Raw genomic sequence first — 13,522 nt, 5'->3', positions numbered from 1 at the left:
TTACCGGGGCCCCATATGCCGCGGCGAGGCACGTAGGGAAAAGCCCGGAGGGTCCGCAGGCGCGCGATACGCTCTTGCTTTGCCCCCGCCGGAAGCGAAGCCACGAGCCTCCGCAGGCGCGCGACACGCTCTTGATTTCGCAAATCGAAACCAGGAACGCCCCGCCACGCGATACCTGGTTTTGTCTTTCGCAAAAAGTCCCGCAGAAAAGCAACACGAAAAGAAACAAAAAAGCGCGTCAGCGCCAATCCCCCGAAGCCACAAATCCCGCCCAATAAAACGGATGCACCGACTCCCCGCGCGCGCGCCTCGCCGTCAGCACGGCCAGGTCCGCCGCCGCCACGGCGTCCACCGTATCGCTGCCCTGCTGCAGCCGCGCCCGATACAACGCCTCCATCCAGGCCGAAGTCGCCGCATCGTCGACCGGCCACAGGCTCATGACAACGGTACGCGCGCCCGCCAGGCGAAATGCGCGGCGCAGGCCGAATACGCCTTCGTCGTCCAGGCGCGCGCCCAGACCCGTATCGCAGGCCGACAGTACGACCCAGCCGACACCGTCCAGCGCCAGCGTGCTGACATCGGCGCCCAGCAACAGGCCGTTGCTGCCCCGCTCGCCGCTGAGTACCAGTCCGGCCTCGCGCGCCAGCGCTTCGCGGGCACTGGGTGCATTGCCGCCGTCGTCGCGGCGCAGGCCTATGCCGCGGCGGGTTGCACCAGCCTGTTGCGCACAGCTGGCGCCGATCTCGAAGGCGTGCGTTGCAAAATGGATAATGCGCGATTGTGGCCCCGCCTTGCGCAGGGCGCTGGCGGTGGCCGCCTTGCCCTTGAGCGCAGTGACTTCGCTGACGCCGGCCGCACGCGATACCTCAGCCAGGGCGTCGATTTCACGTTCGGCGCCAGGCAGCGCCTCGAACGCACTGCCTAGTTCGGGACAGCTGCCGCGCAGGCGGCCCAGTTCGCTCGCATCGCTGCGCGCCAGCTCCGGCACGCCCAGCAACAGCAGGCGCCCCTCGCCGGCAGCCGCGGCAGCGGCACCGAGGTCATGCTCGGTTTCCAGCAGGTGGGTGCGCAGGCCGCGTTCGATCAGATAGCCTTCGCCATCGGGTAGCGCGGCGAAATTCAGCCGGTGCACGCCGGCATCGGCGACTACCAACACACGGCCGTTCGGGTTTTTCAGTGCCAGTGCGTCGTAGAGGCGCTTGCGCACGGCCAGGCCAGCTTCGCGCAATTCGCTGTCATGACCGGGTTCGCGCATCAGGCGGTACCAGCGCTCGGTCAGTGCATCCAGTGCGGCGACTTCTCCCAGGTCACGCAGCTGTGGCACAGCGCCGGTTTCGGCGACGAAGGCGTAGAGGTGCGGCTTGTCGGCTCCGGCACCGCTGGCAAAGGCGACCAGGCTGGCCTGCGCCGGCAGCTTGGCCAGCAATGCAGGCATCGCAGCGCGTTGCAGCGGCATCACCGGCGCGCCGGCGCCCAGGGCTTCGATGGCAGCATCGAGTTCGCGCCGCAGTCCCGCCAGGGTCGGCGCATCGGAATTGCCGCGCAAGGCATCGGCATAGGCGCCGGCCGCTTTCGACCAGCGTTCCCAGCGCTGCTTTTCTTCGCCCTTGGAATTCTGCCGCGCCTGCGCAAGGCGCAGGCTGGCCAGGCGCGTGGCCAGGCCACGCGCGGCGGCAATCTCGTTCCAGGCCGCGGTCACCTGATCGGCATCGCCGACCGCGGCCTCGGCCAGCAGGCGTTCGCTGCAACGGCCCAGGCCGCGTTTGAAATCCAGCGCCTGGGTCTCACCGAGTACCGGCGTCACCGCGGCGACCAGCTGGCTGCGGCGCTGCTCTACCAGCAAGGCATTGCGCAAGGCGCCCGCATGATCGCCGCTTTGCGCCAGCGCATCGGCCAGTTCGCAGCGCCAGCGCAGCAACTGCGGATGCTCGGTACCCGCACCGGACTCGAATTGCGCCAGCGCGCCGGTAAGCATGGCTGCGGCCGCGGCGGCATCGCCGCGGCGCAGCAGCACTTTGGCCAGGCCACGCAGGGCCGGGGCGCCATCGATATGCTCGGGCTGCAGGCGCTGCGCAATAATGGCCAGCGCGCGGCGGTAGCGCGCCTCGGCCTCGTCCAGCAGATTGCGTTCGTAGGCGATTTCGCCCGCGACGATCAGCGGTTCGACGACGCGCTGGCTGTCCTTGCCGAACTGTTCTTCCTGCAGCGCCAGGTTCTGCGTCAAGGCCCTGTCGGCTTCCTCGTACTGCTGCAGTTCGTAGGCCAGGGTGCCCAGGTTGCCCAGGATGGCTGCATAGCTGCCGGAAGCGACCAGGCCCGGTTCCTGTGCCGCGGCGGCGGCGGATTCGCGGTACAGGCTCAAGGCCAGCTCGCGATCGCCGAGATTGCGCTCGGCTTCGGCCAGGTGTCCCAGTGTCATGGCCAAGTCGCGCTTGGAAACATCGGGCTGGCTGCGCAGGCGCTGCAGTTCCGGTCGCATCAAATCGCGCACCTGGGCAAATTCGCCGCGGGAAATCAGGCTTTCGCACAAGGCACCGACCAGCCGCCGGCGATAGCCGTTGTTGTTGGACGAACTGAATGCCTCGGCTTCCTTGATGCCCTGCCGCGCCGTGCTCATGGCGACGTCGTAGTGGCCGAGACGGTCGGAGAAGACCGTGAGGAAGAACATCGCGCGCAGGCGCCGCGCACGTTCCAGCATGCTGCGCGGCTGGCGCAGCAGCTCGACACCTTCTTCGGCCAGTTTCGCCGCTTCGGCGTAATCGCCGTTGGCGCCGCGCATCTGCGCGGCCATGGCCAGCACGAACGCCGCCTCGGCCGGCGCGATGCGGCCTTCGCCGTTGTGCAGCAGGTCCAGGGCCTGCGTCACGCCCTCGCCGGCCTGCTCGCGCTGGCCGCCGCGCCAGTCGCGCTGCGCCTGCCATATCGTCAGCGTGGCCAGGGATTTCGCGCGCGGGCTCTGCGCACTGCGGCGGGCGGCCAGTTCGTCGCGCCAGGGAGTCCACTCGGCTTCGCTGAAATCGGCCGGGCTTTCCAGCATGAGGTTGAACATGAACTCGACCAGCGCGTCGTGCTCGCGCGGCTGCAGCAGCGCTGCCATGCCGAGTTGCTTGGCCTGCAGGTAGGCCTCGCCCGGAATCAGGCTATCCAGCTCGGCGACAGTATCGGCCCGCGCCAGCGGCGCGAGGCACAGCAACAGCAACAGCAGAACCGGGCGAAACGGGCGGCGAGGCATGCGCTGATCCTGGCGGTGGACGGATAGGCCGTGATGCGATCGGCAGCGACGTGCGCACCGACCGGCATCTACCGCTGCGGATCTTCTCCTACCTGTGGCTGTGTGGAAACACGAAGCGCTCACAGCGCAGCACCGCTGTGGCCGTGTCGCAGCCCAGGCGCTGCCACAGGCCGGCCAGGTTGGTGCCTTCGGCCGACGCCGCGCTGCTGACCGGTGCCAGCCGGCCGACACCGCGCGACACCAGCGCCGTCTCCGGCGTGACCGCGCGCTGCCATTGCGCGATGCGTGTCTCGACCAGGTCCAGCGGTGTGCTCGATGCGATCACGACGAAGGTTTCGCGCTCGGCCTCGCTGTCCACCTGCCAGCTCAGGCCAGTGACCCCGTCGTGACCCGGCAGTTGCCAGCGCGTACCGGGCTTGAGCGGATTGCCCGGCGTGACGCCGGGCAGCGGATACAGCACGGTGGGCTCGGGCGAGCCATCGTCGTTGAACACATAGACCCAGGTCGGCTGCGCCGCGGCGACTTCCAGCCGCAGCTTGTCGCCGAGCGCAATCGGCGCACCATCGCCGAGGCGTTCGCGCTGGCCGCCCGCGTCGCGATAGAAATGGCTGTCGAGCTTGAATTCCGCCACCGGCATGGCGCGCCACAGCATGCCGACAAAAGCGACAAAGGCAACAAATAGCGTAGCCGCCAGGGCCGCCCAGTGCAGCGCCTGCGGCCGCCAGGGCCGCAGGCTGGCCTCCAGGGCGGCGAGGAACACCAGCACGCCGGCATGGCGGCGGTTCGGATCGCTCGCCAGGCCGCGCTCGATGGCCCGGGCCAGTGCACGCGGCAGATACGGGCGCAATTCGCGCAGCGGCTTGTACGCCTGGGCCAGCTGCTGCCGGCGCAGTTCGTCCAGATCTTCGCCGCTGTAGGGATAGACGCCGGTGAGCAGGCGATACAGCAGCACGGCCAGCGCGTACTGGTCGCTGGCGGGCACGGCGTTGTCGCCGGCCAGTATTTCCGGCGCGAGGTATTGGCGCGTGCCCGACACCGTGGCGAAGCCAGGATCGCGTTCGAATTCGCGCGCCGCGCCGAAATCGGCCAGGACGATGCGGCCGCTCACGTCGCGCAGCACGTTTTCCGCCTTGACGTCGCCATGGGTCAGGCCCAACCGGTGTACCGCGGCCAGGCCCCGGCACAGCTCGATGCCGACCTGCACCACGTCGGCGGCAGCGAATACACCGTCCTGCTGCAGCAGTTCGGCCAGGCTGCGTCCGCGCACCAGTTCTGTCCACAGGCCGACGCGGCCGTCTTCGGCCGCCGCGCCGTAGACGCTGACGATATTCGGATGACGCAGCTTGGCCAGGCGGCGGCCTTCGGCCAGAAACTGATGAGACAGGGCATCGCAATCGACCCGGCGCAGCTTCAGCGCGACCTCCTGGTCGAGCATGGAATCGTAGGCGCGCCAGACTTCGCCCTGGGCGCCCTCGCCGATCTTTTCCAGCACATCGAGATTGGCAAAGCGGAACTGCACGCGCGGATGGCCGGTGCGCTCGGGCCGGATCTGCAGGCCGCGGAATACTTGTGCCAATTGGGATAGTTCGCGCAGGCCTTCGCCAGCATCGGCGGACTCGCCGTCGAGCCTGGCCAGCAGGCGCCAGTCCAATGCCGCATCGTCGGCAATGCCGGTAGCGATCCGCTCGAGATCGTGCTTGTCGCCTGTCATTGCCACCCCCTGCCCGTGCTGTGCGGGCGTCCCACCCAATAACGTAGGCGAGCGGTCCATCAGAACATACCGCAGTCGGGAAGTGTGAACGGCATCACCAAGGAGGGCCCGCAACAACCGGCGTAGCGGCCGCTTCGGCCCGTAAACCGGGCCGGCGTCCGCTCGCGACGGATTGCCAGGGCTGGCCAGCAACAGGGCCAGCAGCGCATGACTCAGGCCTGGTGCGGCTTCAGCGCACCGGCCAGTTGCACCAGGGCGCGCGCAACCATCACGCGCACCGCATCGGGCGAACTACCGACTTCGCTGGCGATTTCCGGATAGCTCATGCCGAATTCCAGCCGCATCACCACCAGCCCCTGCTGGCGCTTGGGCAGGCTGGCCAGGGCAGCCTCGTAGGCGCGCAGGCGTTCGTGTCCGACCAGTTGTTCTACCGGCGAAGGCAGATCGCTGTCAGCCATCTCGGTGTCCAGCTCGGTGCTTTCGGGACGGCGCATCAGGCGGCGCACTTCGTCGCGCACCTGGTTGAGCAGTATCTGGCGCAGATAAGCCAGGAAACTGCCCGGGCCTTCGCTTTCGAAATGATCGATCTGGCGCAGCGCGCGCATCAGCGCCAGCTGGACCAGGTCTTCGGTCTCGTGCAGATCGCGCGCGGCGCGTGGCAGGCGGCCGTGCGCCCATTGCCGCAGCAGCGGCAGGAAACGCCGCATCAGTGCATCGCGGGCGAAATTTTCGCCGGAACGCACGCGGCGGATCAGAACTTCGGTAGGCTCGCTGCTAGGGAGCGGTATCGGTCTGTCGGCATCGCGCCGACCGAACGGAAGAACTCGCGCAAGACTGGAAGCAGCCATCGTTCCCTCACCCATGTATAGCCCCGATTTGCACAATGCCACATGGCGGAATAGCCTGACCAATGAAAGCTGTGTATCCACCGATAACCTGAAGTTATAGTGTGCGGAAGTTCATGCAAGGACTGCCAAATCGATGCGCCTGCCGCTGTCGTCGCCATTGCTGGAGTCGTTCCTGGTCCTCGCCCGCGAGCTGAACTTCTCGCGAGCAGCCGACCTGTTGCATATCACCCAGCCAGCACTGACCAAGCGTATCCAGAACCTCGAGTCGCTGCTTGGCCAATCCTTGCTCATCCGCCAGTACGGCGCGCTGGAACTGACCGAGAGCGGCCGCACCCTGCAGCGCTACGGCGCCGCGCTGGAACACCAGGAGACCGAACTGCTGGCCAGCCTGGTCGGCGAACGCACCGGCCAGCTCGCCGGCTTCTTCCGCATCGTGACCTTTTCCTCGGCCCTGCGCTCGATCGTACTGCCGGCGCTGGGCCCAGTGCTCCGCGCCAACCCCAAGCTTTCCTGCCATGCGGCCAAGGCCGAAGTGGAGGTACTGCACGAGATGCTGATCGACGGCAAAGTGGATTTCTGTATTAGTTTGTCCGAATGCGAGCGTGCCGGCATCGAGAACGTGCAGCTGGGCATCGAGCGCGACGTGCTGATCGAGTCCTCGCAGTTCTCGATGCGCGACAGCTGCTTCATCGACCATGATCCGCGCGACAATTTCACCGAGAAGTTTTTCCTCAGCCAGACCGGTTCCACCGTGCCGCGCATGGAACGCGCGTATTTCGACGATATCTACGGGCTGATCGACGCGGTGGCCGAGGGCATAGGCCGCGCCGTCGTGCCGGTGCATCTGCTCGATCCGTCCATTCCGGTGCGCATCGTGCCAGGCTTCAAGCCGTTCGATGTGCCGGTATTCCTGCACTACCACCACCAGCCGTATTACACGCGCCTGCAGCAGGCGGTGATCGACGACCTGCTGACGCATTGCCCGCCGCTGCTGCGCACCGACCGCGTCGGCCTGGACGCAGCCGTCGGCGTGGCCGACGACGCCCTGGTGGCAGCGCAGGCACGCCAGCGGCAGCGCACGCAGCAATAGTTGCGGCGCACGCCACGATCGAAATGGTCGCGGCATATCCGCGCAGCAATGCGGACACCGTAAGATCCGGCGGCGCCGGCCCCGTGTTCGCCGCCCCTCTTCCCTGTACGAGCCATCCCTGCCGCCATGCGACTGCTACGCCGCCTGCTGAAATATCTTGTGGTACTGATTGTTGCCCTGCTGCTCGGCGCCGGCGTGTTGCTCTGGGGCAGCCTGGCCAAGCTCGACGGCGACAGCATCGCCGGCGTAGCCAAGCCCGTGCTGATCGAGCGGGATGCCCTCGGCACCGCCACCCTGGCCGCCGACAACCGCCGCGACCTGGCCTGGGGACTGGGCTATGTGCACGCGCAGGAACGCTACTTCCAGATGGACCTGCTACGCCGCTCCGCCGCCGGCGAGCTGGCGGAACTGTTCGGCGACCAGGCACTGCCGCTGGACCGGCGCCATCGCCAGCACCGCTTCCGCGCCCGCGCCGCCATCGCGCTGGCGCAATTGCCGGCAGAGCAGCTGGATCTGCTCGATGCGTATCGCGACGGCGCCAATGCCGGCCTGGCCGAATTGCGCGTACGCCCCTGGGAATACCTGCTGCTGCGCCAGTCCCCGGCAGCCTGGACGCGGGAAGACTCGGCCCTGGTCATCTACGCCATGTATTTCGACCTGAACCGCGACGGCGCCAACAAGCGCGAACTGAACCTGGCACGGCTCAAGGCCAGCGTGCCGCCGCCGCTGTACGACTTCCTGATCCAGCCCGGCTCGCCCTGGGATGCGCCGCTGCGTGGCGAAGTGTTGCCGGCCGCGGCACTGCCCGGGCCCGAGGTGATCGATCTGCGCCGCCTGCCCACCGCCACGCCGGCACAGACAACAGCCGTGGCCAGGCTGGACGACGACGTAGTCGGCCAGTTACCCGGCAGCAATAATTTCGCTGTCGCCGGCAGCCTGACCGGCAACGGCGCAGCCCTGGTCGCCGACGATATGCATCTGACCTTGCGCGTGCCGAATATCTGGTATCGCGCGCGGCTGCGCTATCCCGACCCGACCCAGGCCGGCGGCACGGTCGATCTGAACGGACTCACCCTGCCCGGCACGCCAGCCCTGGTCGCCGGCAGCAACGGCCATATCGCCTGGGGCTTTACCAATTCCTACGGCGACTGGACCGACTGGGTGCGCGTACAGATCGACCCGGCCGATCCGACGCGCTACCGCACGCCGCAGGGCTGGGAAAAACTGCAGCGCCATGCGGAAGTGCTGCGCAGCGGCAGCGCACCTGGCGAAACCCTGCTGATCGACGAAACACGCTGGGGTCCGATCACCGCGCGCGATGTCGACGGCACGCCGCTGGCGCTGGCCTGGACGGCGCATCAGCCGCGCGCGCTCAATCTGCAATTGCTGCATCTGGAAACCGCGCGCGATGTCACGCAGGCGCTGGCGATCGCGCCGACCATGGGCATGCCAGTACAGAATTTCGTGGTCGGCGACAGCGCCGGCCATATCGGCTGGACCCTGACCGGCAATGCGCTGCCGCGGCGCCAGGGTTTCGATGCCAGCCAGCCGGCGGACTGGAGCGAAGACGGCAAAGGCTGGTCGGGCTGGGTCGACGTGGCCGACTATCCGCGCCTGCTCGATCCGCCGAACGCACGCCTGTGGAGCGCCAATGCACGCACCATCGACGGCGACTGGCTCGCCCTGCAGGGCGATGGCGGCTACGACCTGGGCGCACGCCAGCGCCAGATCCGCGACGACCTGCTCGCACGCACGCAATTCGCCCCGGCCGACCTGCTGGCGGTACAGCTGGACGACCGCGCCGAATTCCTCGCCCCCTGGCATGCGCTATTGGCGCAGACGCTGGCCGCCAACGACGACGCGGATCTGGCCGAACTCAAGCGCCTGAGTGCGCGCTGGAGCGGCCGCGCCGGCGTCGATGCGGTCGATTACACCCTGGTGCGGGAATTCCGCCAGCAGACCATCGCCGCCGTGCTGGCGCCGTTCGAGGCTCTGGTCAAGCAGCACTACAGCGAATTCGAGCTGCCGCCCGCACAAAGCTACGAAGCAACCGTGTGGACATTGCTGCAACAAAAGCCGCTACACCTGCTGGCCTCGCAGCACGCCGACTGGAACGCACTGCTGCTGGCCGCGGCGCGCAGCACGGTGGCCGCACTGACTCAGGACGGCACGCCGCTGGCCCGGGCCAGCTGGGGCAGCCGCAATGTCGCCCGCATCCGTCATCCCCTGTCCCGCGCGCTGCCGGGCTTCCTCGGCCGCTGGCTCGACATGCCGGCCGAGGCACTGCCCGGCGACAGCAATATGCCGCGTGTACAGGGGCCGGATTTCGGTGCGTCGCAGCGCTTTGCGATTGCGCCAGGGCACGAGGCGGAAAGCTATCTGATGATGCCAGGCGGACAGAGCGGGCATCCCCTGTCGCCGTTCCATGGCGCGGGTCATGCGGATTGGGTGCAGGGCAAGCCGACGCCGCTGTTGCCGGGTACGACGGTGCATCAGTTGCGGCTGCTGCCGCCGCAGCCGTAATACCGCGGCGATCCATGCCTGGACCGCCACGGCAGGTCTTTGCCGCCTATCGGCTCAGGGCGTAGCCAACTGGAAATCGTCCGCGAAGATCTCCTCCGACACGGGCGCTGCCGGGGCAAGACTGGACGCGGTATACGCGTCCGGGCTGCCTGACTGGGCCACATGCAGGGCAACCTCGGCCGCGCCCGGCGACTGGCTGCTGACGAAGGAGAAGCGATACAGCGTGCCCCAGCTCAGCGGGTTGAGCACCGCCGGCACACCGACGGCCGGTGTCGGATTGACCGGAGCCGTCCACGTCAGGCTGCCGTCAGCGACGGCGGCGGTCCAATTGTTTGCCGTGTCCAGATCGCCGTCGTTGAACTCGAACGACGCCGCGCTGACGCCCACCGGCAGCGGTACGCTGAAACGGTCGTAACCCATGTTGTGGATGACGCGGAAGCGCTGCGTGGGATCGGTATCGTCGCTGTACTTGCCGGTGCCCTGGGTCGCGGCGCGGGCAAAATCCACGTTCATCACGGCGTAGTCGTAGCGCCACTGGCCGCCGCCCAGGTCGGTCGCCGAGACTGCGACGCGGGTATGCCCTTCCTTGCTGGCAATTTCCACATTTTTCTTGTTCGGGTCGGTCGTCGTCGGACTGATCCAGCGGTTGATCACCGGTCCCAGCAGCATCGGCGAGCCATTGCCGATGGACCAGGGGCCGCTGCCCGAGTAACTGAAAGTGACCGGACGCGAGGCCATGGTGTTGTAGGGGTTCACGTCGTCGCGGACGATGTACCAGGACTCGAAATAGTAGGTTCCGCCGGCAGCCAGCTGCGATTCGCGCACGATCATGCGCTGGCTGTAGTTGCCGTTGCCGTTGCCGTCGGCGGTCAGGTCGCAGTTCGGATCGAAGATGGAACCGCAGCGGCCCCACTCGCCGGTCGCCGGCACCAGTTCGCTGCGCGGACCGAGGTCGCCGTTGCTGTCGTTGTTGCCGGTGCCGTAGGTATCGGAGCAGGAACGGCCGAGAATCGCGCCGGTGCTGCCGCCGCTGCCCGGGCCGGCGGAACAGCCGCCGTTGGTGGTGACGAAGGCATGCTTCATGCCCGAGCGTCCGATCTGCTCGATGCGGCCGTTCTGCACGCGGTACAGGTTCCAGACCAGGTTCGGATGCTGGTCGTTGTCGTAGGGCGGACGCGAACCGGTGAACTTGCGGTACCAGGCCACGTCGGCGGTATACAGTGCCGCGCTGGTGCCGTTGGGATCGCCGGCTACCGTTTCCGCCGCCGTTCCATTGTTTACATTGTTTCTGAGTGTAGAAGACGGCGTGAACACCGCATAGCCGTCGGTTGTGCCGGCCGGGCCGTCGCAGGTCAGGTTGGTATTGCTCAGCGAACTGGTACAGCGCGAATACTGTGCATTGAAGCTGAGCATGAAGACGTCGGCTTCGTAGGTGGCATTCGGCACGTCTGGCACCGGCGTGCCCGGCCAGACCGGTTCGGCCTGCACGATGCGGATGTACTGGCCGTCCTGGGCGCGCACATCCAGGTTCATGCGCAGCTGCGCCACGGCCCAGTCGGCGACCTGCGGCTTGCCCAGACGCTTGGCGAGATCCGGATGCAGGCGCAGGTCCATGGTCTGCACATCGATACGGCGGCCATCCTCGGCCACCGAATACATCAGCTTGTCCAGATAGAACCAGGTCTTGCCGGCGGCATCGACCAGGTCCAGGGTCTGCGCATCGCCGGCGCGCGGACGCAGCGACGCATCAACCAGGGAAATCTCCCCATCCGGGGTCTTCAGCGTGAAGCCGCCGCGCAGGGTCAGCCTGCCGGCGGTGAAATGGTCGAAATTGGTACTGCTGACGGCAAAGCTAAGACCGGTCTGGTCGCGCAGCGGCACGGCGATGAAGCCACGGCTGTCAGCGTCGCCGACACGTACGGCGTCCTTGATGCCGACGCCCAGATCACGCAGCAGATCCTCGTTCCAGATAAAGCCGAGGTCGCCACCCTGCGCAGTCCAGGTCTGCATCGCTGCCACCTGTTGCGTGGCAGTGCTGGCCACTACAGGAATTGCCGGCGCCCCCAGCGCCAGAACCAGTAAACACGCTCGGGTCCGATTGTTCATCGCTGCCTCTGATAGGTATCTGCGCCCTGCCCCGGCAAAATCCCTGGCATCGCCCGGCCGACATCGGCAGCCGGGCGACCATTTCGATTGCGTTTCAACGTGTGGCTTTATCTCACCAGCGAAATACCGTGTCGAGCACGATCACGGCTCGAAGGTGTCGCGGAACAGCGGCCAGTCGCCGACCGGCGTGATCAGCGGCCCCACTTTCTTGCAGACCATCGAATCCTGCGGAATCGCGCCACTGCCCGAGGTAGGCCAGTTGTTCGACGTGGAATCGCGCACGCTCGCCGTGTAGTAGAACACCACGTCGGTATCGGCGAGGCTCTCGCCGTTGGCAAGATTGGACGCAACCATCTGGCAATCGCTGAGGTTGTTGTCGGCCTTGTCGGAAAACTCGTTGTTGATGAACTTGGTGCCGATCACGTCGACGGTATGCAGCCCGCGGCCGGATTCGTTCACCGGCGTGTAGTCGCCAGCACCCGAGGTGATGCGGAAACCGAAGTTCTGCACGCTGTCGCTGATTTCCCAGTAGGTCGGTCCGCCGCCGGGACCGCCGGTCAGGCTGCGCAGGTCGGTGAATTCCGTTGGCTTGAGCACGCCGTTGGCGGAGATCTGGTCGTGCGCGGCACCGGCGATGTCGAAGTCCAGGCGCCAGTAGTTGTGATGCCAGTGGGTGACGTTGTTGTAGGTGCCGTTGGAGTTGCCGTAGCCGAATTCGGGATTGATGTCGCCGTTGGCATAGAACGCGATACGGCTGGCGTACTGGTACCAGCTGGCCGAGTACTGCGTGGTCAGCAGTACATAGCTGTCCTCCGGGTTGAGCGCATTGGTGCGGTCTTCGATCGCCACGCCGCTGGCCTGGCAGTCGGCATTGACGAAGGGATTCGGCGACAGGTTGCTGAAGGGACAGGTGCCGTGCGAAGCCGTCGCATCCTTGGAGATGTCGCAGGTCGTCGTGGCGAGGAAGCTGCCGGGCACGCCGAGCTGGTTGCGCACGGCCGGGGTCGCGGCGAATTTCGCGTTGGCGTCCTTCCAGTCGCGGTAGCAGTCGCCGCCGGAACCATTGCGGTATTCGGCAAACAGGATCGGCGAATGAAAGCGCTTGGCCACCTGGATGCCCTTGTAATAGACATCGCGCACTTCCAGGCCCGAGCCCTGTACGCCCGAGCTGCTGCCCGGCGCCAGCCAGCACATTTCCCATACTGCCGGGCCGGTCGCCGGCCATTTCAGCAAGGTGCCGCCGGACACGGCGCAATTCGGATGGGCGGCGAGCAGCGAGGCGCTGAACCCGCCGAGCACAAGCACGGCCATTGCACGCACGAGATAAGCAGTCTTCATGGGAGTTCCTTGGATCGAGGGCTTCACGGGTGTATTTGCGAGACAGGCGCCGGGTTGTCGGTGCCGTAGAAGGGGTGTACGACCTTGCGCTGCATCAGGTCGACGATGGCGTGGGCAACGGCGCGCTCGCCGTCGGCGCCACCGGATACGATCACGTGCACGCAGCGCGAGCCGCGGCTGCAGTCCGCATCGCGCGCGTCGAGATAGGCAAAGCCGGCGTAGAAATTCAGCCCGGGCTCGGCCAGTACCCTGCTCAGGCGCTGGTCTTCGCGGGCGAGTGCGAAGGCCAGCTCCATCTCGGTATCGGTGAAGTTCATGGTCTGGTTGGGCAGGTCGCGCTGGCTGCGCAGCGCGCCGCCGCGGGCATAAACGCGCTCAATGCCGACGCCGCGGGAATAGTCCCAGGCATATTCGACGGTGACCGGCACGTCGGCGCCGTTTTCGCGAAACACGTCGTCATAGCGCCGTATCGCCACGATGGCCGGCAGCTGGATGTCGCGGGAAGCCCGCGAGGCACTGAGGCCTGGCCCCGCTTCGCCGGCCGTACCCGACAGGCCGCCCGGCGGCGCCTTGGCGGCAGCCGCCGTTTCGCGCGGCGGCACGCTGGCACAGGCGGCCAGCAGGCCGGCAGCCAGCAAGGACAGAACAAAGCGCAAAGTAATAGACATGGACAA

8 protein-coding genes are annotated in these 13,522 nt (G+C 66.8%); 2 read left to right on the top strand and 6 right to left on the bottom strand.

Annotation, left to right across the window (positions count from 1 at the left end; all coding sequences use genetic code 11):
* Nucleotides 1-238: 238 nt before the first annotated feature.
* The 3 genes from DFR29_RS11035 to DFR29_RS11025 form a co-directional block, all read right to left on the bottom strand.
* Nucleotides 239-3,232, bottom strand: coding sequence for a CHAT domain-containing protein (locus DFR29_RS11035; protein ID WP_133818663.1), 2,994 nt, complete (start codon nt 3,230-3,232; stop codon nt 239-241).
* Between the two features lie 88 nt (nt 3,233-3,320).
* Complete coding sequence (locus DFR29_RS11030) at nt 3,321-4,943, bottom strand: serine/threonine protein kinase (protein ID WP_166654024.1); 1,623 nt, start codon at nt 4,941-4,943, stop codon at nt 3,321-3,323.
* 212 nt (nt 4,944-5,155) lie between these two features.
* On the bottom strand, nt 5,156-5,686 hold the full coding sequence (locus DFR29_RS11025) for an RNA polymerase sigma factor (protein ID WP_166654023.1): 531 nt from the start codon (nt 5,684-5,686) through the stop codon (nt 5,156-5,158).
* 238 nt (nt 5,687-5,924) lie between these two features.
* Between DFR29_RS11025 and DFR29_RS11020 the strand changes: the two genes are divergently transcribed.
* Nucleotides 5,925-6,881, top strand: coding sequence for a LysR family transcriptional regulator (locus DFR29_RS11020; RefSeq protein WP_133818660.1), 957 nt, complete (start codon nt 5,925-5,927; stop codon nt 6,879-6,881).
* A 126-nt stretch (nt 6,882-7,007) separates the two neighbouring features.
* Nucleotides 7,008-9,404, top strand: coding sequence for a penicillin acylase family protein (locus tag DFR29_RS11015; protein ID WP_133818659.1), 2,397 nt, complete (start codon nt 7,008-7,010; stop codon nt 9,402-9,404).
* A gap of 54 nt (nt 9,405-9,458) precedes the next feature.
* Here DFR29_RS11015 and DFR29_RS11010 read toward each other — a convergent pair whose 3' ends face one another.
* From DFR29_RS11010 to DFR29_RS11000, 3 genes are all read right to left on the bottom strand, one after another.
* Nucleotides 9,459-11,414, bottom strand: a complete 1,956-nt coding sequence (locus DFR29_RS11010; protein ID WP_133818658.1) for a hypothetical protein — start codon at nt 11,412-11,414, stop codon at nt 9,459-9,461.
* A gap of 237 nt (nt 11,415-11,651) precedes the next feature.
* On the bottom strand, nt 11,652-12,848 hold the full coding sequence (locus DFR29_RS11005) for a hypothetical protein (protein ID WP_133818657.1): 1,197 nt from the start codon (nt 12,846-12,848) through the stop codon (nt 11,652-11,654).
* Between the two features lie 23 nt (nt 12,849-12,871).
* The gene (locus DFR29_RS11000) at nt 12,872-13,516 is read right to left on the bottom strand and encodes a hypothetical protein (RefSeq protein WP_133818656.1); all 645 of its coding nucleotides are present in this window, start codon (nt 13,514-13,516) and stop codon (nt 12,872-12,874) included.
* Between the last annotated feature and the right edge of the window lie 6 nt (nt 13,517-13,522).

Source organism: Tahibacter aquaticus (assembly GCF_004363655.1).
GTDB classification, from domain to species: domain Bacteria; phylum Pseudomonadota; class Gammaproteobacteria; order Xanthomonadales; family Rhodanobacteraceae; genus Tahibacter; species Tahibacter aquaticus.
Note: the sequence above shows the minus strand (reverse complement) of the source record. Positions and strands in the feature narration are given on the sequence as shown.